17 protein-coding genes and 1 pseudogene are annotated in these 24,022 nt (G+C 33.3%); 6 read left to right on the forward strand and 12 right to left on the reverse strand.

What is annotated here, in order from left to right:
- Window positions 1-277 precede the first annotated feature (277 nt).
- Window positions 278-988 carry a transposase gene (locus KM029_RS06740; RefSeq protein ID WP_144072542.1) on the forward strand — a complete coding sequence of 237 codons (711 nt, stop codon included), beginning with the start codon at window positions 278-280 and terminating at the stop codon, window positions 986-988.
- 63 nt (window positions 989-1,051) lie between these two features.
- Here the strand turns inward: KM029_RS06740 and KM029_RS06745 are convergent, their stop codons facing one another.
- The 10 genes from KM029_RS06745 to KM029_RS06790 all read right to left on the reverse strand — a co-directional run bounded on the left by KM029_RS06745 (window position 1,052) and on the right by KM029_RS06790 (window position 13,065).
- On the reverse strand, window positions 1,052-2,713 hold the full coding sequence (locus KM029_RS06745; protein ID WP_144072543.1) for a SpoIIE family protein phosphatase: 1,662 nt from the start codon (window positions 2,711-2,713) through the stop codon (window positions 1,052-1,054).
- Between the two features lie 46 nt (window positions 2,714-2,759).
- The gene (locus KM029_RS06750) at window positions 2,760-3,584 is read right to left on the reverse strand and encodes an ABC transporter ATP-binding protein (RefSeq protein WP_144072544.1); all 825 of its coding nucleotides are present in this window, start codon (window positions 3,582-3,584) and stop codon (window positions 2,760-2,762) included.
- Between the two features lie 50 nt (window positions 3,585-3,634).
- On the reverse strand, window positions 3,635-4,519 hold the full coding sequence (locus tag KM029_RS06755) for an ABC transporter ATP-binding protein (protein ID WP_144072545.1): 885 nt from the start codon (window positions 4,517-4,519) through the stop codon (window positions 3,635-3,637).
- Between the two features lie 10 nt (window positions 4,520-4,529).
- Window positions 4,530-5,624, reverse strand: coding sequence for an ABC transporter permease (locus tag KM029_RS06760; protein ID WP_144072546.1), 1,095 nt, complete (start codon window positions 5,622-5,624; stop codon window positions 4,530-4,532).
- Between the two features lie 175 nt (window positions 5,625-5,799).
- The gene (locus KM029_RS06765) at window positions 5,800-7,206 is read right to left on the reverse strand and encodes a CmpA/NrtA family ABC transporter substrate-binding protein (RefSeq protein WP_144072547.1); all 1,407 of its coding nucleotides are present in this window, start codon (window positions 7,204-7,206) and stop codon (window positions 5,800-5,802) included.
- A gap of 21 nt (window positions 7,207-7,227) precedes the next feature.
- Window positions 7,228-8,526, reverse strand: coding sequence for an alginate export family protein (locus KM029_RS06770; RefSeq protein ID WP_144072548.1), 1,299 nt, complete (start codon window positions 8,524-8,526; stop codon window positions 7,228-7,230).
- A gap of 241 nt (window positions 8,527-8,767) precedes the next feature.
- Window positions 8,768-9,130, reverse strand: coding sequence for a hypothetical protein (locus tag KM029_RS06775; RefSeq protein WP_144072549.1), 363 nt, complete (start codon window positions 9,128-9,130; stop codon window positions 8,768-8,770).
- A 183-nt stretch (window positions 9,131-9,313) separates the two neighbouring features.
- Entirely contained in the window at window positions 9,314-10,828 is a 1,515-nt protein-coding gene (locus KM029_RS06780; RefSeq protein ID WP_158630983.1) for an ammonium transporter, read from the reverse strand.
- A gap of 254 nt (window positions 10,829-11,082) precedes the next feature.
- On the reverse strand, window positions 11,083-12,291 hold the full coding sequence (locus tag KM029_RS06785; protein WP_144072551.1) for an NAD(P)-dependent oxidoreductase: 1,209 nt from the start codon (window positions 12,289-12,291) through the stop codon (window positions 11,083-11,085).
- A gap of 198 nt (window positions 12,292-12,489) precedes the next feature.
- On the reverse strand, window positions 12,490-13,065 hold the full coding sequence (locus KM029_RS06790; protein WP_144072552.1) for a TerD family protein: 576 nt from the start codon (window positions 13,063-13,065) through the stop codon (window positions 12,490-12,492).
- Between the two features lie 90 nt (window positions 13,066-13,155).
- Between KM029_RS06790 and KM029_RS06795 the strand changes: the two genes are divergently transcribed.
- The 5 genes and pseudogenes from KM029_RS06795 to infB all read left to right on the forward strand — a co-directional run bounded on the left by KM029_RS06795 (window position 13,156) and on the right by infB (window position 21,033).
- The gene (locus KM029_RS06795) at window positions 13,156-14,298 is read left to right on the forward strand and encodes an NAD(P)/FAD-dependent oxidoreductase (RefSeq protein WP_144072553.1); all 1,143 of its coding nucleotides are present in this window, start codon (window positions 13,156-13,158) and stop codon (window positions 14,296-14,298) included.
- 160 nt (window positions 14,299-14,458) lie between these two features.
- Complete coding sequence (locus KM029_RS06800) at window positions 14,459-15,073, forward strand: c-type cytochrome (RefSeq protein WP_144072554.1); 615 nt, start codon at window positions 14,459-14,461, stop codon at window positions 15,071-15,073.
- Between the two features lie 193 nt (window positions 15,074-15,266).
- Window positions 15,267-15,791 (forward strand): ribosome maturation factor RimP, encoded by a 525-nt coding sequence (locus KM029_RS06805; RefSeq protein ID WP_144072555.1) that lies wholly within the window; start codon window positions 15,267-15,269, stop codon window positions 15,789-15,791.
- 37 nt (window positions 15,792-15,828) lie between these two features.
- Window positions 15,829-17,073 (forward strand): annotated as a pseudogene (gene nusA / locus KM029_RS06810) (transcription termination factor NusA); the annotation flags it as partial.
- A gap of 684 nt (window positions 17,074-17,757) precedes the next feature.
- Window positions 17,758-21,033, forward strand: coding sequence for a translation initiation factor IF-2 (gene infB / locus KM029_RS06815; protein ID WP_144072557.1), 3,276 nt, complete (start codon window positions 17,758-17,760; stop codon window positions 21,031-21,033).
- Window positions 21,034-21,262: 229 nt separating this feature from the next.
- Here the strand turns inward: infB and KM029_RS27115 are convergent, their stop codons facing one another.
- Window positions 21,263-23,086 carry a family 16 glycosylhydrolase gene (locus KM029_RS27115; protein ID WP_144072558.1) on the reverse strand — a complete coding sequence of 608 codons (1,824 nt, stop codon included), beginning with the start codon at window positions 23,084-23,086 and terminating at the stop codon, window positions 21,263-21,265.
- 12 nt (window positions 23,087-23,098) lie between these two features.
- The gene (locus tag KM029_RS06825) at window positions 23,099-23,947 is read right to left on the reverse strand and encodes a glycoside hydrolase family 16 protein (protein ID WP_144072559.1); all 849 of its coding nucleotides are present in this window, start codon (window positions 23,945-23,947) and stop codon (window positions 23,099-23,101) included.
- Between the last annotated feature and the right edge of the window lie 75 nt (window positions 23,948-24,022).

Here is a 24,022-nt window from a genome sequence, read left to right on the forward strand (position 1 = left end):
AATTCTCGAGCACATCTCAAATGTTGATCAAATAGAATGAAAAAAAAAATTGATTTAAATCTATAATAAGCAGTTTAATAAAAATTACAAATAACTGAATATCAATAATTTATTTGAAATTTAAATTAGAATTATTGTTTAAGTATAATCACATAAGTAATCAAATTATTAATATACATTAACTAATCAATGTAAGAACTTTTAAAAATTACGACCTAAATTTTAATTCTGATTATTCAACAACCAGTTGAAGAAATACTCAAGGATATAACTAACTATGAAAAAATTATTAAACGAACACCTAAAGACCGTACTACTTCTACTGTCTGGCCTAACCTACATTGTATTTTTAATTGTATTCTTTTTAAAAAAAAGGTATTTAAATAGAGTGAAAATAAAGACATCTGCTATTCATGAAGTAGAAAAAGGAAACTTATTGGATAAAGAAATTCAACAAAAATCTGAATTATGTAAAATTCTTAATTCAAAAAATAGTCTTCTTCAAGAAAAAATTGGGCAGTTAGAAAAAGAAAATTTCACTTATAAAGAAAAAGTTTCTTATAGTTCATTACTCTCATTTAATGAATTTATTAAATTGTTCCCCACAGAAAAATATTGTTTAGAAGTGTTAGATAACCTAAAGTGGGAACATTGTTATTCTTGTAAAAAATGTGGGCATCATTTATACTCAAAAACTGACAAAGGGAGAAGGTGTAAAAAATGTAACTATGTTGAATCTGAAAGAATAAATACTATTTTCCATAGGGTAAAAATCCCATTACAGAAATCCTTTTATATTCTCTACTTTATCTTCTACAATAAAAACAATGTAAATGTTGCTTTGTTAGCTGAAAATACTGAAATGCGTTATAATACGTGTTTGTGCTTGGTCCGAAAAATTCAAAAAATAATTGAGAGTCACAACGATGATATTTTTCTCAACCCAAAAGGATGGAAAAAAATAGTGTTATTAGATAGGCTAGATTAGAAAGATTATCTTTAAAACAATAAGGCTATTTCATTTTAAATAATGAAATAGCCTTATTGTTTTCTATAACTCAACACCAATTACTAATACATCGTCTGTTTGGGTATTTGTACCTTTCCATTTATCAAAAACTGCATCAAGTACTTTTTGTTGCTTGGCCATAGGGTAATTAATTGTTTTATTTAATGTTTCTACAAACCGTTTTTGCATAAATTTTGTATCTGTAGCACCTCCAAATTGATCTTGAAAACCATCACTTGTCAAATAAATTCTATCTCCACCTTGATAATGAATTAAAGTAGAATTAAAGTCTTTTCTAGCTGTTTTACTATTGTAACCAATTGTAGATTTAGACCCTGCGTACTTTTCAATAACATTATCTTTTCCAACAAAATAAAGTGGTCTTTTTGCTCCAGAAAATTCTATTGTTCTATTGTCACTATTAATAACAACCAACCCTAAGTCCATACCATCATGCACTTTTTTGGTATTCTTTAGGTTCATTAAAGCATACAATTCCATATCAAGTAAATTGAGAATATTATCCGGAGAAAACACCTTTTGATTGGTGATAATATCATTTAACAATAAATTTCCGATAATAGTCATAAATGCAGCAGATACTCCATGTCCAGTACAATCTGCAGCTACTAAAAATCTAAGATTTTCCGTTTGGTAAAACCAATAAAAATCTCCTGATATTATATCCTTTGGCTTACTAGTAATGAAACCGTCTTTAAATTGATCAATTATACTCTGACGGTTTCCGATAATGGAATGTTGTAACTTTTTGGCATAACTAATATTATCAGTAAGCTTAACATTTACTTTTGATATAACTTCGTTTTGATATTTGAGTTCGTTACTCTGTTGAAGTATCTCTTCTTTTTGATCTTGAATTTCCCTTGTTCGTTCATTGATTTTCAGCTCCAAATCTTTATTGATATTCACCTGTAAATCGTGATTTTTCTGGAGTTGCTCAAAAAGTTCTTTTTCTACTGACTCCGTTTTTTCTTTAGATTCAATTAAATTATTATGTGCATCTTGTAAAGCAATTCCCCTACTTATCGTTTCTCTCAAATATTTATCAATTGCATTAACTGCAGGTCTAAAAATAAAGAAGGCCTCAAGAAAAATAGCCCCTAAAGTGATAAACAACAATACATATTCAATAAAAGATACTTTCTTCGTTCTACTTGTAGATTCATGATCATACTGAAACGTAATTGTATTCATCTGCTTTAAAAAAGATCCCTCGTTCTTTAAAATAGTTGAAACATCTTCTTTAATTTCATATGCGTGAGAAGATAATAAAATACTATTTCCAGCCTTAAAAATTGATTCGAAATTTTCTGAGATATCTTCGAACATTTTTTTAATTGTCTCACTATTTTCACCTCCCAGCTCCATTTCTTCAGAACGGTTCATTAGCCCGAAATGCGACGTAGATAAAAGGTGCATTACATCTTTTAACTGACTTTTCAATATTGAGTATTCTTTAGTAGAATTTGCTCTTTCTAATTGTAAAGCTAGTTTACTTATTTTCTGACTTAACATTCTCTGACGTCCAGATATATTAATAATTCTAGCATCTTTTTCTTGTTCTGTTAATACAGATCTAATTATAAGTTGACTTGCAATACTTAAAAGGGCAATTAACGAGAGGGCAATTATATAAGAAGCCGTAAATCTTTTTTTCGGATTCTTTAGTAAAAAATGATTCATTTGTTTGCTGTTAGTTGTTTTGTGTTGCTTAAGTGTTTTGTTAGTATTAATGATTCAAGAAATCCATTAAATATCCTCTGTAATGATAGTAATCTGGATGTTCTAAAATATCTACTCTATTTCTTGGACGTTCAAAAGGTATTGTAAGCTCATCTCCAATTTTAGCAAAAGGTCCACTAGTCATCATAATCACACGGTCTGCCAAGAATATAGATTCATCAACATCATGAGTAATCATAATTGCTGTAATCTGTTCTTTTTGCCAAACCTCAAGCAATACATCTTGCAATTCTCCTCTAGTTAAAGAATCCAACATGCCAAAAGGTTCATCTAAGAGTAATACTTTCGGTTTTAATGCAAATGCTCTTGCTATACCTACTCTTTGTTGCATTCCTTGAGAAAGCTCTGATGCTCTTTTATTAAAATCATTTCCTAAACCCACTTTATCTAGGTAATACTTACAGATATCTTGCTTTTGTTTTTTTGTAGCGTGAGGAAATACTTGCTTTACACCAATCATTACATTTTGTAAAGCTGTCATCCACGGGAATAAGCTTGGCGATTGGAAAACAACAGCTCTATCTGGTCCTGCCCCTCTTACTTCATCTCCATCAACATAAACACTACCTTTACTTATATCATTTAAGCCTGCAATCATGGTTAATAATGTAGACTTTCCACAACCAGAATGTCCAATTACAGAAATAAACTCTCCTTTTTTAACTGTCAATTGTAGGTCTGATAATACCGTATAATCACCTTTAGGTGTAGGATAAATTTTAGCAATATCTTTACAAACAAGCATATCAGGACGTGTATCTTCAATAATACTTGTTGTAGGAGCAATAATATTTTTTTCTAAAACACTCATTTTAATTCACTTTTAATGTATAGTAATTGATTTCCTTTTTTTGATTTTCATTAAAAGAATTGTTGTTTTTCTTTTCTTCTTTGAATACCCCATTTAATCCTACCAGGCATTACTGGTTTTAAATCAGGAAGTTCATAAGAAGTAGTTTGTTCATTCTTTCTAGAAGCACCAACAGCAATCAAATACTCTAAAATTTCATTTCTGAGCTGTTTGTATCTATCGTCTTTATTAATTTCTGCAATCACCCTTGGGCGAGGTAAATCAACAGTAAAATCAGGTCCTAACTCTGCTCTAGGTCCTGGTTTTAATGGTATAATTCTATCTGCCATCACTACCCCTTCGTCAACATCATTTGTAATTAAAAGGCATGTTTTTCTATCTTCTCCCCAAATGTTTACAATTTCTTCTTGTAGGGTTCCTCTAGTTAATGCATCCAATGCACTTAAAGGCTCATCCATTAAAAGCATTTTTGGGTTCATTGCTAAAGCCCTTGCTACAGACACTCTCTGACGCATCCCCCCAGACAATTCTGCAGGTTTTTTATCTATCGCATGTGATAAGTGAACCATATCTACATACTTTTTAATTAGTGCTGTTTTTTCTTTTTTAGAAGATGATGTATAGACTTCATCAATTGCTAATTTTATATTCTGAGCTACCGTTAACCATGGTAATAAAGAATAATTCTGAAAGACTACCCCTCTATCTGGTCCAGGCCCTGTAATTCTTTTTCCTTGCAATAATACCTCTCCCTCATCTGGAAATTCTAATCCATTGATAAGATTAATGAGTGTTGTTTTACCACTACCAGTAAACCCTACAATTGCTACAAATTCTCCTTCTTCAATAGATAAATTGATATTGGACAATACCTCTACCCTATCTTTTCCTGTACCGTAAGACTTGCTTACATTTTTAAGTTCTAAATAAGCCATAGTGATACAATTAAGCAGTTTCGTTTTTATTAAAAGACATCATGTTTTGTATTACCATCATGATTCTATCCAATAGGAAACCAATCATACCAATTACAAACATGGCTACAATAATTTTTGCGTTAGAATCATTTGCTCCATTTTGAAACTCTTCCCATACAAAAGAACCTAAACCAGGACTTTGTGCTAATAATTCTATGGCAATTAATACCATCCATGCTACAGATAAAGTAATTCGTAATCCTGTAAAAATCATTGGTAAAGAAGAAGGCAAAACTACTTTAAATATATTCTGTCCAATACTTAACTTTAATACCTTAGCAACATTTACAAAATCTTTATCTACAGAAGAAACTCCCATACTTGTATTTACTAACGTTGCCCACATAGAACATAAACCTACACTAATAAATGAGATCATGAACGACTTATCCATATCAGAATCAGACATTACAGTCTTAATAATCATAAATACTAAAAGTAACCACACAACTGGAGATACTGGTTTTAATATCTGAATTAGCCAGTTAAAAGAGGTTCTTAATGTAGTACTTAAACCAATTACAATTCCCAATGGGATCGCTATAAAAGCCGCTAATAAAAAACCTGCAAACACAGTCTTTAAGCTAGTACCTATCTGATCAACAAAAGAAGGACGTCCTGTATATGTAATCGGGTCTTTTCCTGCTGCTACTCTTTTTTCATTTGTTTTTGCCACTTTAGCAGCAAACGCCTCTTTCTTTCCCGAAATAATATTGTGGTCTGCCAATAACGATAAATAGGCGTCCCAAACTTTTACTGGAGACGGTAATGTGTTAGGTTGGCAACTTACATCTCCAGAATAAATACAATTTTGCATTTCTAAAGCCGCTGCCTCACCTTGTTCTGTTTGTGCTTTTGCTATCTTAGCCGTTGCTTCTTTATTAAATAAATAACTTGCACTTATCTGCCAAACAAACAAAAACAGTAGAATTGATAAAAAAGGAAATACATACGACTTCACAATGGTATCAATATTTTTCTTTACTTCTTCGCCTTGAAATACATTTATCCATGGAGCTAAGAATGCTTGAATCCCTGTTATTTGTAAAATTTTTTCTTTCATAGTTGTAATCTTTAAGTGTCTGAAAATTGAGTTGTTGTTAGTTTATTCTATCAAGGAAGGTTGTTTCTTTTTCTAAGTTGATGAATGTAGGTGTTTCACAGCGCCAGTTCCACACCTACACTTTTCAGTCAACTTAGATATACTAATTATTTTATGGCAAATAATTAATTATGGCTTACATTGAAGCATCTTTATTACCTATTTTAAAGCTATTGATATATTGGATAGGCTCTTTTCCATCAAATAATTTACCATCGATAAAATCATTTGTTGGTGCTTTATAACCATCAGTTTCAGGAATGTCAGTTTTAGCTAAATGACCTTCTTCTACTAATAAAGCTGCCGCTTTTTCCCATATATCTGGGCGGTAAATATCTTTAATTGTTTCATCGTACCATCCTTTAGATTTAGCTGTTGGAATTTGTCCCCATCTTCTCATTTGTGTTAAGAACCAAACTCCATCAGAATAGAAAGGATATGTGGCATTATGTCTAAAAAACACATTAAAATCTGGCATTGCACGTTTGTCTCCTTTCTCAAATTCAAAAGTACCCGTCATTGAGTTTGCAATTACTACAGAATCTGCACCTACATATTCTGGCATAGATAAAATACCAACTGCTTTTGCTCTATTACCTGGCTCGTCTAACCATTTTCCGGCACGAATTAATGCTTTTGTTACTGCTACCGCTGTATTCGGATATTTCTCAGTAAACTCTTTTGTCATTACAAACACCTTTTCTGGGTTGTTTTTCCAGATGTCATAGTTTGTTGTTACCGGTACACCAATTCCTTTAAAAACTGCTTGCTGATTCCATGGCTCTCCTACACAATACCCAAAAATTGTCCCTGCCTCAAGTGTTGCAGGCATTTGTGGTGGAGGTGTAACAGAAAGTAAAACATCTGCATCAATCTGACCTTGAATATTTTCTTTAGTATAATAACCTGGATTAACACCTGCTGCAGCTAACCAATAACGTATTTCGTAGTTATGAGTAGATACCGGAAATACCATCCCCATTTTAAATGCTTTTCCTTCACTCTTATATTCATTAATAACAGGTACTAATGCATCTGCTTTAATTGGGTGAACCGGCTTACCATCTGCTCCTTTTGGCACATTTGGTTTCATCTTACTCCAAACATCATTAGATACAGTAATTCCATTACCATTTAAATCCATAGAGAAAGAAGTTACCAAATCTGCTTGTCTACCAAAACCAGCTCCTGCTGCAATTGGCTGACCTGCCAACATATGAGAACCATCTAGTTGACCATCAATTACACGATCTAAAATATTTTTCCAATTTGACTGAGCTTCAACAGAAACAAACAATCCTTCATCTTCAAAATAGCCTAATTCCTTTGCTATTGCTAAAGGAGCCATATCCGTTAACTTGATAAAACCAAATGTTAACTGTGGCTTTTCTATCTCCAATTGTTTAGTTGATGATTCTTTTTCTACTACTACAGTAGTTTGTGTTTCTGATGAAGTTTTTGAACCACTACAGTTAAAAAATAAGCCAATTATTGCCACCCCCACTACTTTAGCAGTAAGTGATCTAGAGAATAAATTTTTCATAAGTTGATTTTTAAAGTTTGATTAGTTTGCTGATTTAGTTTTAAAAAGAGTAGGTTTAAATGTCAGCATTACAAATGCCCAATTATTGATTAATCCACTATCACCGCCTTTTAATACTTCCATAGAAGAAGTGGCAAACATTTGAGAATAACCCACCATTAATGTTGCTACAGGACTTAATTTGTTTACATATACTAAATCGATTTCAGTTCCTAAATTACCATCAACAATTTCCTGTACTCCATCTGAACTAACAGATTTCACTACATCTGTTGCTGCTAAAAACTGGTGTAATTGAGCTTTTAAAGTTCCTTTACCAATTTTAAACTGAGTATTTAAGTAGATATCTTGTAATCCTACATTATTACCTATTGCATCGTTATGTGGGTTACCAACGTAGAAGTAATCCATAAATCCATTAAATTTATGATTAGTACCATATGCAGGAGTAAAGTTTGTTACTTCTCCTGAAGCAGGATCGCCACCTGATAAGATTTGGTAACCAAGTGTGATTGGAGTTAATTTTGTTTTTGCAGTAAAGTTTAAGTCTAATAAGTAAGCATTCACATCTGCTGTACCTCTCTGCCCAGTTTGGTAATAGCCTTCACCTGCAACTTTCAGAATACCGAATTTTTTAGAACCTACTAGACCTAATGTTTGTCTTTGGCTTACACTATCGGTAGTTGAACCATATTGATAACTTTCATTAAAAACTAAACCAGAAATGGCTCCACCTTCCCAATCTTTATGTGCCCACAGGTATTGCATTGCTTTATAGTTATTTGTACCTAAATACACATTACCTTCAACTTTTTTAGGCTCAACACCATTTTGGTTATATGCTAACCCTGCATGAATTTTAAACTTCTTTGCCTTATCATCAAATATAAATAATGCGGCATCGTGTCTTCTTCCTTGTTGTGCCCATTCTAAACCACCTAGAAAACGTTGGTTATCATAAGAAATAATTTGACGACCAACTTTTAAACCAAATTTAGAAGTAAAGTTATACTGTGCCCATGCTTCAGAAATTGTAGTCATTGCAGGGTCTTGCTTATAAATTTGATCTGTTTCACCCCACATACGAACGTCTTGTAATGATAAACGCATGATTACTTTATCAGAAGAGTAATCAAGATTTAATCTTGAGCGTTGTTCTGTAAAAAATGCAGGAGTAGAAGAATCTGTTCTTAATTTTTTAAATCCGTTTCTAAATTCAGAACGAGGACGGATTTCTGCAGACATTTTAAAGTCTTGTGCAAATACTTCAAAGCTTGTTGTTAAAAGTAGAATGAGAGCTGTGTAAATTAATTGTTTCATTTGCTTAAGTTTTTGATTTAATTAAGTAATTATACTTAGATCATATGCAAACTTAAGGCGGTTATAGAAAACAATATAGGGGAATTATCAGCTAAAAAGATGTTTTTAAAACAATACAAAACCTGCCAAAAAACAGTTAGAGGACTTAAAAAATGGCCTCAGATAGTCAAAAACCAATATTACGTATATTTACTTAAGCAAAAAGAAGGTAATTACTTACTACTGTAATTACCTTCTTTTATTAAATTGTTGGAGAAAATTTCTCAATTTTATTTTGAGCGTCTCGTTGAGCTTGAATCACCCAACGCTTAAACATTCTCATTTTTCTATCTAATTCTCTAGAATTTGTACCTACTTGAGCTTTATAGACTACCAATTCATTCAAATTTACATCTTCAATACCAAAATCTTCTCTAAAACGGTTATTGGTCAATAATTCTTTATGTATTCTTTCCGTTCGTTCTCGACTTAAGTTCACATTATTAGAAAGTGCTTTAAATGCAAAAGTAGCAACTTCAACAACTCCTCTCTTTAATTGTAAACTCCATCTAAAATCTATTTCTAACGGTATGGTGTCTATTAATTGTGAATTAAAATTATTCATTTTGATAGTTGATTTTGTATCTGCGTTATTATATATGGTAATATAAATTTACATCAAAATTATTAAGATCAATAATAATTAAAGGATAATAACAGTATTTTTTACACTTATGTAATTTTTTCATAAAAAAATGGTTGTTATAACCTATCGTATAACAACCATTTAAGTTTTGAAAGTCAATTATTAAGCAATTGATCTCTCTTCTATATTATTTTTAAGGTATAATGAAATTTGTTTCATTGCTTCTACATATTCAATTTTACCTCCTTGATCATCAATAAAAGTTACTCTATCAGTTTCTATCAACTGATTTCTATAAGTTGTATCGAAGTCAACAAAATCTCTAAATGATAATAAATTATATCCTTTACCAGATACACGCATAGACACGTACCTTACTTTATGTATAGTTTCTTCATTATAAAATTGCTCTGGCATGTTCCTACCTAAAAGCATTCCTTTTAATTCTTGTTCAGGAGAAACTCTCAAACCGTATATTGCTTTTATAGCTTTAAACATTACTATAGATACAATTGCTGTAAATACAATGCACACTTCAATACCAATTCCTTGAATCAATAATTGCTCCCATCTAGGTAAGAGTAATAATTCTTCTTTTCCAAAAATTGCAACACTAAGGGTACCAAATATACCTCCAAATCCATGCACTGGAATTGCACCTACGGGATCGTCTAATTTAAAAACTCGTAAAATTAGATCGTATCCAAGGTTATGGATAATACCTGCGATACCGCCAATAATTAAAGCATTTAATGGAGATACAACATTACAACATGCTGTTATGGCTACTAAACCAGTTAATGCTCCACCGGCCATTTTTTCAATCACTTCTGAACGATCTTGAAAAAAGTAACAAAAGAAAAATGCAGTTAAACAAGCTCCAGCACCTGCTAGGTTAGTATTTAATATAATACTAAAAACATCCATTGAGAAAGATAGTGTGCTCCCTCCATTAAAGCCCCACCAGCCAATCCAAAGTAACATTACTCCTAAAATACTGTATGAATAATCAGAAACTTTTACTGGTAAAACATTTCCTTTTGCATCAAAACGACCTAATCTTGGGCCAACCATTATCATACCTACAATACCCACTGTTGCACCTACTGTGTGTACAACCGTTGAGCCTGCAAAATCCATAAAACCCATATCAGCCAACCACGCTCCATTATCAGGGTAATAAAGATTACCCCAAGCCCAGTGCCCAAAAATTGGGTAAATAATAATGGCTGTAACCATAGAACCAATAAAGTAAGGTACTAAGCCAGTTCTTCCAGACATTGCTCCAGAAACTATAGTAAGTGCTGTTCCTGCAAATACTAATTGAAATAAGAAAAATACTACCCCAGGAATACCTAGTGTACCATGTTCAAAATTGTTCCCTAAAAATAGGTCTGTGTCTATTCCAATAACTCCATAGTAAGATGTACCGAACATTAGTCCAAATCCTACTAAAAAGAAGCCGACAATACCAGCTACGAGGTCTAATAAGTTTTTGCTACCTACACTTGCTCGATGCTCTTTCTTAACCAATCCTGTTTCTAACGTTTTAAAGCCTGCTTGCATAAAAAAAACCAATACAGCAGATAATAATACCCACAATGTATCCATATTTATGTAAGAAGATGGCACTTCAGTCAGTTGTTCCTCAGTAGCAATTGAACACAATGGTGCCATGAGGAAGATAGTAATTAAGGTGAAAAATTTAGTCATTAGTTTGTTTTAAATAGATGATAGTAGAAAAGTAATTTCGATGCACACGCTTACAATCGACACACAAATAAAGTAATTATACGTAAATAAAATAAGTAATCTATCGTATTAAATCAAGCTATTATTTATAACTCACTAATTTTCAGCAACAAAAAAAATCACGTAATAATTAATTACTACGTGATTCATCTTATAAATTTAGAAATAATTACTTACAATTATTCTTTACCATCTACGTAACCTTGTAAATAGCTAAACTTATCTGTCAATTTTTTATTCTCTGTAATTGTTGCTCCACTTACTACCCCTTTGTTAGTTACAAAAAGATCTTCTAAAACATTATCAATCATCTGACGTCCAAAAGATTCCGATGCATCTCTTGGTAATTCATTTGGTAAATTATCAACTGCCATTACTGTAATGTTTTTATCATTAGATAATGCTTTCTCTACTTTACCTGTAACTGGGTTATAATCATAAAGTGGATCTGCAATTGTAGATGGTTGTAAAGTAGAAGGTATAGAACCTTCAATATCACATGTTACATCTGCAATTACTTCAATCTTAAAATCATCTTTTAAAATATCCTCTCTAGTAAATAATACAGGGGCTGCAGGGTGCCAAAATGCCCCCGCAACTAACATATTAGATACTGGAATAAAATCTGTAAAAGTTGATTTAAAATCACCTGGATTAGCAAAGAAATCTTTTATTTCAAAAGCAGTACCATCTTTCTTTTCATGGTAATCTTTTGATCTTAATTGCACAAAAACTGGATAATCAAAAGTCTGATTTAAATAATCTTCTTTACTTACCTTTTTAACTCCTGCAGCTAAAAGTGTTTCAACGGCTCCGTTAGAAACACGACCACTACCCGTTAATACAATTTTAAAATCAGAAGGTAATTTTACTTTTTTACATTCGATCCATAATTCATTCAAATCATGACATAAATGTGCTGGTTTTAAATCAAAAGATTTATGACGTTTACCATACGCCAATAAACCATTGTAAGCACCAACTAAACCTGCAAAACGACCAAAAGCAATAACTCTTGAGCCATCTTCTTTAGTCAACACTTCATAATCTGCAATTGATATATTATTATCAAGAATCGCATTTAACAATTCTCTATTATATGGCTGCTTTTTGATTGTGTGCGAAAAGAAGAAATACTTTTTATTAGGTATCAGCTCTTTAATAGGTACTTCTTTAATGCCTAATAATATATCGCAATCTTCTACACTATCTACCACTGCAATACCCATTTCTTCATACTCTTTATCTTCGTAACAACGAATAGGGCTTTTCTGAACGTAAATTTCTACGTTTGGGTATTTTTCTAATACTTCTTCACATTGAGCAGGTGTTAGTGCAACTCTTTTATCCTGAGGCACTTTCCCCTCTTTGATAATTCCAACTTTCATGTTTATATGGTTTAAATAGTGATGGATTTTCGTTTAGTATAAAGGTAATTTCTGAATTAAAGGTTCAATATTCATCCTATAATACAGAAATACATAGTATGGTTTCTTAATTCATGTAGTCTGATATGGAATTCATCATGCTACAAATAAGTAATTTTCTGCGAAGATGATAATTTTTGATTAGTAAGCCAATTTTTTTTATAATTCAGGAATATACTTATCCACATATCCTTGTAAACCAATTTTAGTTCCTATACCTGTAGGTATAAACCGCCAACCTTCATCTTCTCTCCTCATTTTTGCAAATTCAACCTCAGTGTCATCACCATAATCAGCATCTAAATCAAAATTTAAAATCTCCTGACTATTTTTTAAATTCACTACCCTAATATATGCCTCTTTTAGATTACCAAAATTGTGTCGTCTATTTTGAGCATCATAAATACTAACAACAAACACCAATTCTTTAACCGATGGAGAGATATAAGGTAAGTTCAATAAAATTTCTTCATCATCACCCTCAGCATCACCTACTCTATTATCGCCTTTGTGTTTTACCATTCCATCTGGCGACTCTAAATTATTATAAAACACGAAGTACTCATCACTAGGTAATTTACCATCTTCGCCTAATAAAAATACAGAAGCATCTAAATCTAAATGCCCTCCTTTTCTTAATTCCCAACCTAACCCAATTTTAATTTTATCAAGTTTAACGTCAGAAACTTCTCTTAAACGAACTCCTTTACCTTTTCTAATGATACTCGTTGCCATAAAATTTTTCTATTTATTTAGCGTGATGTTTCTTATTTTGCAATAACATAACAAAAAAACAACCAATTCAGACAATACTACTCAACACATATGATAAGCTTTTGGGAAAAAGACACTTTTACACATTACAACTTAATAGTTATTGGAAGTGGAATTGTAGGCTTGACTACTGCGATAGAATATAAAGAAAAACACCCTAACAACCGTGTTTTAATTGTAGAAAAAGGAACATTACCCTCTGGTGCTAGCACAAAAAATGCTGGCTTTGCCTGTTTCGGAAGTCTTACAGAAATTTGTGACGACTTAGAAAGTATGCCTAAAGAAGAGGTAATATCAATTGTAGAAAAAAGATTTAAAGGATTAAAGAACCTTAGAAATAAACTTGGTGATAATGCTTTAGACTTCCAACAATTAGGTGGCTATGAATTGATTACAGAAGAGCAAACACACTACGTTAACCGAATGGAAGAGATTAATGAGATGCTCTATCCTATTTTTAACGACAATGTATTTTCTGACCGCTCTGAAGATATTGATACATTTGGTTTCAATAAAGAAAAAGTTCAGAAGTTGCTTTTTAATAAGTATGAAGGGCAGATACATACAGGCAAAATGATGTCTGCATTACTTAAAATTGTAAGGCAATTAGATATTGAAATTATTACCGGAACAGAGATAGAAGAATTTTATGATCTTGGTGATAGAGTTGTTTGTTCTAGTTATAACAATAGGAAAAAGATAGATTTCTATGCTGATAAATGCTGTATTTGTGTAAATGCATTTACTCAACAGTTACTGCCTCAGTTAGAAGTAATTCCAGGTAGAGGCCAAGTATTAATAACACACCCTATCTCAAACCTTCCGTTTAAAGGCACTTTCCATATGGATAGAGGCTATTATTACTTTAGAAATTATGGCGATAGAATTTTAATTGGTGGAGGAAGACATTTAGATTATAAAGGAGAAACAACCACCGAATTAAAAACTACCAAACCCATTATTGAAAATCTTATTTCTATATTGAATGAGACAATATTACCAGACATTCCATATAAAGTTGACATGAAATGGGCTGGAATTATGGCGTTTGGTGATAAAAAAATGCCAATCATCAAATTACTTTCAGACAGAATAGCTATTGGAGTTAGAATGGGTGGAATGGGTGTAGCAATTGGATCTCAAGTTGGAAATGAACTTGCACAAATTATTTCAGCTTTAGAGTACCAAGACTAACAAAACATTTTCAATTACAGCAAGTTGGAATTATTACAGTGATCTATATCACCAAAACTTCTGTATTTTAAAAAATTATAATGCATATTGCAGCCAAATAGATACCGATCAAGTGCGATCACTTTTTTTAATACTAATTAAACGTAACATCTAACAAATCATGGATTTACTTCTTATACACAGAATTATTGTTTCGACCTTTTTATTAATCTATATAATTAAGGCTGTACTAATGTTTGTTGGGCAAGATGCTTTTCAAAAATTCGCCAAAGCTATCAAAGTTCCTGAAATGATTGTTTCATCTTTGTTTTTAGCCACTGGAGTATATTTGTTAACAATTATGCCTACATATACTCCTTTGTTAGGAATTAAATTCGCTTTAGTTGTTGCATCAATTCCATTAGCTGTAATTGCTACAAAAAAATACAACAAAGTACTTATGGTACTTTCTGTTTTATGCTTAGTTATGGCATACGGAATGGCTGAAATGCACCGAGCTAAAGCTAAAAAACTTATGACAGGAGGAACAGAAAGTATTTCAGCTGTTCATAATGGCAAAGAATTATTCACTAAGAAATGTTCACAATGTCATGGTATTGATGGAGATGCTCAAAGAAGTGATGCTCCAAAATTATCAGAAAGTAAGCTTGATAAAGGCGGAATAGAGCATATTGTTAGAAATGGTAAAGGTGTGATGTTTAAATTTAACGAGAAAGATTTATCTAAAGAACAACTTGATGCCGTAGCAGATTATGTTATCAAATTAAGAAATTAAGAAAAACTTATTGCAAAATTGATTGTAATAAGTATCTTTGTGTCAACATCACGAAAAGCATCTAGAAGGGAGCAAATTTAGCTCCCTTTTTTGTTTGCTTTTTTTTAATGATGCAGAAAATGATTAATTATACTTAACTGATTTTCAATCAAATAATAAATTAATTACTTTCACACTTTGATGATAGAATTGAATGTTTTTTCATCAAAACCTAATTGTTTTCAAATTTGAAGCTGAAAAGTGTATGGAATTAGCCGCACAGATAAAAAAAATCGTTGAGCAACATTTACCGGATGAATCCTTATATGTTGTTAAAGTAGAGGCAAAAGGTGCTCGTCGTTTAAAAGTTTTAATAATTTTAGATGGCGACAACGGGGTCACTATTGAGCAAGTAACTAAAGTATCAAGAGAAGTAGGTCACGAACTTGATGAGAGAGACTTGATTAAAGACGACGAATATCAATTTGAAGTAACTTCGGCTGGTGTTGGTGAACCACTAGAGTTACACAGACAATATGTTAAGAATGTTGATCGTAAAATTACAGTTACGAGAAACAACGAGACAAAATTCACTGGTACTTTGAAAGAAGTAAAAGAAGAAAGCATAATAATTGATGCTGAAGTAAAAGAAAAAGGAAAAAAGAAGGTAGAAATTAAAGAAATGGACATCCCATTCAACGACATTGACAACACTGTAGTTGAAGTTTCTTTCAAATAATTAAACCTTATAAAAATAAAACAAAACAGTTGCAGATATGAACAGCATGGAACTCATCGAATCGTTTAAGGAATTTGCCAAGATGAAAGGCATTGACCGTCCTACAATGATTAAAATATTGGAGGATGTTTTTAAAACAATGATTCGTAAACAATATGGTGACGACGCTACATTTGACGTAATTATTAACGTTGATGCTGGTGACTTGGAAATTTGGAGATACCGTCAAATTGTTGCAGATGATGCAGAAGAATTTGATGCTCAAACTCAAATCCATTTAACTGACGCTAAAAAAATCGAAGAAGATTTTGAAGTTGACGAAGAAGTTGCTGAAGCTGTAGAAATTGATTTCTTTGGTAGAAGAATGGTACAAACTGCTCGTCAGACACTTATTCAAAAAGTGAAAGACCTAGAGAAAAAAGTACTCTTTGATCAATACAAAGAACGTGTTGGTGAATTAATCATGGGTGAAGTTTACCAAACTTTAGGCCGTGAGTTAATTATTATGGACCAAGACGACAACGAACTATCTTTACCAAGAACTGAAATGATCTCTAAAGATCGTTACAGAAAAGGTGATCATATACGTGCCGTAATTGATAGAGTAGAAATGAATAACAACAATCCAAAGATTGTTTTATCACGTACTTCTCCTCTTTTCTTACGCCTTCTGTTTGAACAAGAAGTTCCAGAAATTTTTGATGGCTTAATCGCTATTAAAAATATCGTGCGTGAGCCAGGTGAAAGAGCAAAAGTTTCTGTTGAATCATTTGATGATCGTATCGACCCTGTTGGAGCATGTGTAGGTATGAGAGGATCACGTATCCACTCTATTGTACGTGAATTACAAAATGAGAATATTGATGTAATTAATTACACTGATAATCTTGATTTATTAATTAGACGTTCTTTAAGCCCTGCTCACATTAATACAGTTAAGATTAATGAAGATGAAAAACGTGTTGAAGTAGTTTTACCAAAAGACCAAGTTTCTTTGGCAATTGGTAAAGGTGGCCAAAACATTAAATTAGCTTCTATGCTAGTTGGATACGAAATTGATGTATTCAGAGAGTTACAAGAGCATGAAGTAGAAGACTTCGATATTGATTTGATGGAATTCAATGATGTATTCGATGATTGGATGCTAATGGAATTAAAGAATATTGGTTTAGACACTGCTAAAGCTGTTCTAGATCATGAAGTAAATGAATTAGTTACAAGAACAGATCTTGAAGAAGAGATGGTACTTGCAATTATGCATACACTTCGTAAAGAATTTGAAGAAGATCACGCTCCTAAAAACGTAGAAAACAACGATGATGAAGAAATCGAAGTTGATTACTCTGGCGACATGGACGATGAGGACTTCGAAACACCTACTCCAACTCCAACTGCAGCAGAAACTAAAGAAACAGTTGTTGCTGAAGGTGTAGATCTAGGTAACTTTGCCTCTGATATTGAGGAATGGATCATCGATGAATTCAAGCAAGTAGGTCTTGGAACTGTTGAAGCTGTTCTTGCTATTTCAAGAGAAGAAGTAATTGAAAAAACAGACTTAGAAGATGAGACTGTAGACGAAGTTCTTCAAGTAATTAAAAAATAAGTTCGGTTTTTATATTATGAATACTTCCAAATAGAAGATTTATAATTGATAGAATTGTAATAATATTGGGAGGTCATAAATTTTATGACCTCCTTTTTTGTTATAAAAAGAAGAAAAGCAATCAAAATAATTGTAAACATCTTGCGTTTAAGTGCTCATTTTTGAAGAATAACAATAATAAGTGCAAAAAGGTAGACATCTATTACAATTAAATTTAAGTTTTATGAAACAAACTTATATCTTTGCACTCTAGGAGTGTTCACGTGTATGGGTTCGTCATTGAATTGCTCCTCAAAGCATTTCGCTTATAATTTGATTGCTGTGAAGCAATAATTACGAACAAAGTATTACGAAAAGGAATATATGGCAGATCAAAAAATGATCAGAATAGGCCAAGCGGCCAAAAAATTAAACGTTGGACACTCAACGCTAGTCGAGCAATTGAAGAAGAAGAATATCGCTATCGAATCTTCGTCTCCAAATGCTAAGATTACGCAGGAGCATTTCGAAATGCTGAAAAAGATGAATGCTAAATCTATGCAAGAGAAAGCAGAAGCATCTCAAATCTCTATTTCGTCTCAAGTAGGAAATACTGTGATTGAATCTAAGAAAAAGAAAGGTCCAAAAACAGAGAACAAAGAGGACGATCATCTGATCATTAAAAATTCTGCTCCATCTGAAAAAACCTCTTCGAATCCTAAGAAAGAAAAACCTGCAGAGCAAAAGCCTGAGCCGGAAGCATTCAGCGGACGTCCAGGTTTAAAAGTTGTTGGTAAAATGGATCTTGAAACTCCTAAAAAAGTTGAAAAGAAACCTACAGCTAAAAAACCTCAAGCTCCTGCTAAAGATAAACCAGCTCCTGCCCCTAAAGCAGAAGCTACAAAACCTGCTGTTAAAGCGGAAAAACCAAAAGTAGAAGCTAAAAAACCGGTTCAAAAAGAAGAACCTAAAGCTTCTCCTGCGAAAGCAACAAAAGCTCAGGAAACTAAGCCAGAGCAACCAAAGCAAGAAGTGAAGAAACAAGAAAACAAAGGAAAGCCTGCTCAAAAGGTTGAGAAGGCTAATAAGCCAAAAGAGGCTACTACCGAGGTAAAAGCGCCAGCCCCTACTAATGAAGAGGCTACAGCAGGCGAAAACAAAGCAGCTATTAGTGCAAAAGCTGACGAATTGAAAGGACTTACTGTTGTTGGTAAGGTAGATCTTTCATCTTTTGAGAACCGTCGTAAGAAAAAACCAAAACCGGTTGCTTCTTCTGATGATAAAAACGCTCAAAAGAAACGTAAGAGAAAACGCGTTCCTGTTGGAAACTCTGACGGTAAAGGACCACAAGGCCAACAAGGTCAAGGTGGTAATCGTCAAGGTGGAAACCGTGGTGGTCAAGGACAAGGTCAAGGTGGCGGTAATCGTCAAGGTGGTCAGGGTCAAGGCGGAAACCGTGGACCTGGACAAGGACAAGGTGGAAACCGTGGTGGTCAAGGACAAGGTCAAGGTGGTGGTAATCGCCAAGGTGGTCAAGGTCAAGGCGGAAACCGTGGACCTGGACAAGGAAATAGAGGACCTGGACAAGGTGGCGGTAACCGTCAAGGTGGACAAGGTCAAGGACAAGGCACTGGAGAAAAGACATTCCGTAACGCAGATGCTCAATCAAGCAGAAGCGGTAACAATAAGAAAAAAGGAGGAGCTAAGAAGGGTAAGGTATCTGAAAAAGATATCCAATCTGGAATGAAACGTGCAAACTCTCAATTAAACCAATCAGGGTTTAAATCTACTCGTGGTAAACATAAGCAAGCTAAACGTAGTAAGCGTGAAGCTGAAAACGAAGCACGTTTACAGAAAGAGGCAGCAGAACAACACATCATTACAGTTACTGAATTCATTTCTACAAATGATTTAGCAACAATGATGGATATTAGTGTAAGTGATATTATTATGACTTGCATGAACAATGGTATGTTCATCTCTATCAACCAGCGTTTAGATAAAGAAACAATTGAGTTAATTACTACTGAATTTAACTTTGAGGCTAAATTTACTTCTGCTGAAGAAGAAATTGATGCTCCTCTTGAAAAAGAAGACAAGCCAGAAGATTTACAGGAAAGAGCTCCAATTGTAACAATCATGGGTCACGTTGACCACGGTAAAACATCATTACTTGATTATATCCGTAACGAAAACGTAGCTGATGGTGAAGCAGGTGGTATCACACAGCACATTGGTGCATACGATGTGACTACTAAATCTGGAAAACGTATCGCATTCTTAGATACACCAGGTCACGAAGCGTTTACAGCAATGCGTGCCCGTGGTGCTAAAGTTACCGATGTTGTAATTATTGTAATTGCAGCAGACGATAATGTGATGCCGCAAACAAAAGAAGCAATCAATCATTCACTATCTGCTGAAGTGCCGATTGTAATTGCAATCAACAAAGTTGATAAACCAAATGCGAACGTTGATAATATTAAGAATCAATTATCGCAAATGAATATACTTGTTGAAGATTGGGGTGGTAAATATCAAGTATTTGAAATTTCTGCCAAATCTGGACAAGGTATCGACGACTTATTAGAAGGTGTTATCTTAGAATCTGAAGTATTAGAACTTAAAGCTAACCCTAACAAGAACGCTGCTGGTACAATTGTAGAAGCATCTCTTGATAAAGGTCGTGGTTACTTAGCAACAGTATTAGTACAAAATGGTACTATGCGTGTTGGTGATGTAATGCTAGCTGGTGGTTACTATGGTAAAGTGAAAGCAATGCTTGACCATAGAGGACACCGATTGAAAGAAGCTCCACCTTCAACTCCTGTACAGGTATTAGGTTTAAGTGGTGCTCCTCAAGCTGGTGATAAGTTAAATGTTCTTGATTCTGAACGTGAAGCTAGAGAAATTGCAAACAGACGTGAGCAATTAGCTAGAGAGCAAAGTTTAAGAGCTTCTCAACGTCCTAACCTTGATCTATTCAAGCGTTTAGCACAAGGAGAACTTCGTCAGTTGAACTTAATTATCAAGGGTGATGTGGATGGTTCTGTTGAAGCACTATCTGATTCATTATTGAAATTATCTAACGATGAAGTAGAAGTTAGAATTATCCATAAAGCTGTTGGAGCCTTGACTGAGTCAGATATCCTATTGGCTGCTGCTGATAAGGAAAACCCTACTCTAATCATTGGTTTCCAAGTTCGTCCAACTAAGAATGCAAGAATACTTGCTGAGAAAGAAGGTATTGAAGTACGTCATTACTCAGTAATCTATAACGCTATCGACGATGTTAAAGACGCTATGGAAGGTCTATTAGATCCAGACTTAGAAGAAAAAATCGTTGGTAATGTTGAAGTACGTGATGTATTCAAAATTACTAAAGTTGGTACTGTTGCAGGTTGTTACGTTACAGATGGTTACATCAAGCGTAACTCGAAAATACGTATTATCCGTGACGGCGTAGTTATCTACGGCGGTAGCGAAGGTGGTTCTATTGGTGCACTGAAACGTTTCAAAGACGATGTGGCTGAAGTTAAATTCGGTTACGAATGTGGTTTGAGTATCGAAAAGTACTCTGACATTAAAGTTGGTGACGTTATCGAAGCATTCGAGGTTACAGAAACTAAGCGTAAGTTAAAAAGCAATAACAGCAACTAAGTTTGCTTGCTAAAATATATAAAGGTCACTATTTAACGATAGTGGCCTTTTTTGTTTTAATCATATTTTAAATTAAGGCACATAAAACCTTAAAAGGAAGTGTACTCGTTGTAAACAACAAATTTATATATCCTTCTAATACTCTACATACATATTTATTTCACTTAAATTTTAGACATAAAAAAAGCTACCAAATAAATTGATAGCTTTTAAGTTAAGGGTCTTAATGCTAATTAATTAATAACTGAGTTGTATAAGTACCTTGCTGGCCAACAACTCTAATTGCATAAATACCTTTAGATAGATGAGGTAAAACTATTTTATTTTGACTCACCTCTGTATACTCAATAATCAATCTACCTTGTAGATCAAATAAAGACACATCGCGCACACTACTGCCGAATATTGTTAATGTTTGATTCGATTTTGATGGATTTGGAGCGATAACATATTTTGTTTCTATAAAACCACCTGCTGATAATGGAATGTCATCAATACAACCGCATGAATTATCATTTGATATTTGTTCATCATTTTTCACCACTGTATTAAAGGTAAAATCTGATATTTCTATCCCTCCTCTCATTGCCGAAGAGAAACCATAATTAATATATAATTTAACTCCTCCAACTCTATTTAAATTCATAGTAGATGGATCAAAAGAATACGTGTATCTCCATATATTACAATCAACTTGCATAGCATCAGATCTTATTCTAAAATTATCTCCACTAATGTCGTTTCCACTCTCATTCAGTAAATCAACTCTCATTTGATCAGGGAATAAACCATCTTTAAATTTTAAATCAATTGTAAAGTTTACATGATCATTTAAATCATAGATTTCATCAAAAGTATAGAAGATATATGGGTTCACTCCAGGGTCTTCTACATCAAATAAAACGCAGCTTACTGTATCACTTCCATTTAAAGAAAAAGCACCTTCAAAAGCTTCAGGAACACTCCAAGCTGAAGCTCCATTTTCATTTACTGGAGCAAAAGAAACTTGTGGTGAAGTAGGCATTCCTTGAATTATTTTCACATTAAATGTAGAAGTATATGTATCACAATTTCCCACTACTGAAGCCTTTAATTCTCCACTCTCGGCACTGTCAGACCATTCTACAGTAATTGTATTAGTAGATTGCCCATTTACAATAGAAGCCCCATTTGGCACTTCCCATGTAACAACACCATTTACACCATCAACAGTATAAGTTTCTGTTGTAGACTTATCTGCAAAAGAGGCCCCTTTAATAGACATTTGAGGAGTTGTATTTTGATAAACCCTCACATAATCAATTTCCATTGTTGCAGGCAAGGCTGTATCATCAGTAGGACCTCCAACAGAACCCCAATTACCACCCATTGCAATGTTTAAAAGTAAATGAAATTGTTTATCAAATGGCCACTCTTTATAAGTTCCATGTTTTGTAAAAGTAAAGTAGTTCTCTTCGTCTACAAATAATTTAATTTTATCCTCATCCCACTCTAAAATATAATCGTGGTAATTAGTTGTTGCGTCACTTATATCAATATGTTTACCAACTTGAGTGTTTATTGAATGATGATAAGATTCTGTATGTACAGTACCATGAACAACATTTGGATCGTAACCAACATGCTCCATAATATCAATTTCACCACTAGATGGCCAGCCACCATATTCCCAATCTGTTGGTAACATCCATATTGCAGGCCAAGTACCCTGCCCTTTTGGTAATTTTGCTCTAACTACAATTTTACCATACAACCAATCTCCTTTGCCTTTAGAAACTAAACGGGCAGAAGTATAATATTTACCACCAAAATCTTCTTTCCTAGCCGTAATTTTTAATTTTCCTCCAGCTACTTGAGCATTGGTTAGGCGATCAGTATAATACTGATCTTCGTTATTACCCCAGCCATCGCCTCCTGTATCATAACCCCACTTTTCAGTGTCAGGTGCGCCTGAGTAATTAAACTCGTCAGACCATACCATTTCATAGCAATCATCTTGAGCAAAAATGGTTAATGGTAATATAGTAAGTAAAGTTAAAAGTAAGTTTTTCATAGCGTAGCTTAATTATTTCTGATATACTCTAACATAATCAATATAAAGTGTCTGTGGCCAGATGGCTTCATCTATACCTTTCAATCCTCCCCACATTCCTCCAACAGCAAGGTTAAGAATCATATGGAATCTTTGATCATAAGGCCATTCTTTATACGAATTGTGCTCATTTTTAAAAGTGAAATATTTTTGATCATCTACAAAGACACTGTATTCTTCTGGTCCCCATTCTACAATGTATTCATGGAACTCACTTTCAGCATCTTTAATAGCAATTGCTTTCGTTTTATTAGTCCCTATTGAATGATGATAAGAGGCTGTATGAGCAGAAGCATAAATACTATCTTTCTCATAGCCTACATGCTCCATAATATCAATTTCGCCACTATTGGGCCATTTACCGTACTTCCAATCTGTAGGCAACATCCATATTGCAGGCCAAGTACCTCTTCCAGATGGTAATTTTGCTCTAATTACAAATTTACCGTATAACCAATCTCCTTTATTTTGAGAGACTAATCTAGTTGATGTATAATCAAATGTTTTAGTAGAAATAGGGTCATTATATTTTTCTTTGATAGCGGTAATTTCTAATACTCCATTAGTAATTTTTACATTTTGAGACCTATTAGCTGTATATGCTTGCAACTCATTATTACCCCATTGCCATTTATTTCCTTCAACATCATAACTCCATTTTGTTGTATCAGGCATTCCATCTGTATTAAATTCATCAGACCATACCAAATGATACTCACTCGATGTATCAGAAGCTACATTGTTTACTGTTTTAGTTTCTTTTTTTTGATTACAGCTCAATAATAAGCTAGCTATTGCAGATAGTAGTAGTATTCTTTTCATAGTATTAATTTAAAACACAAAAAGAGGAAGTTCATTACGAGACCTCCTCTTTTAATCTATTCATCTGTCTCTAAT

The sequence above is a fragment of the Flammeovirga kamogawensis genome, assembly GCF_018736065.1.
Classification (GTDB): domain Bacteria; phylum Bacteroidota; class Bacteroidia; order Cytophagales; family Flammeovirgaceae; genus Flammeovirga; species Flammeovirga kamogawensis.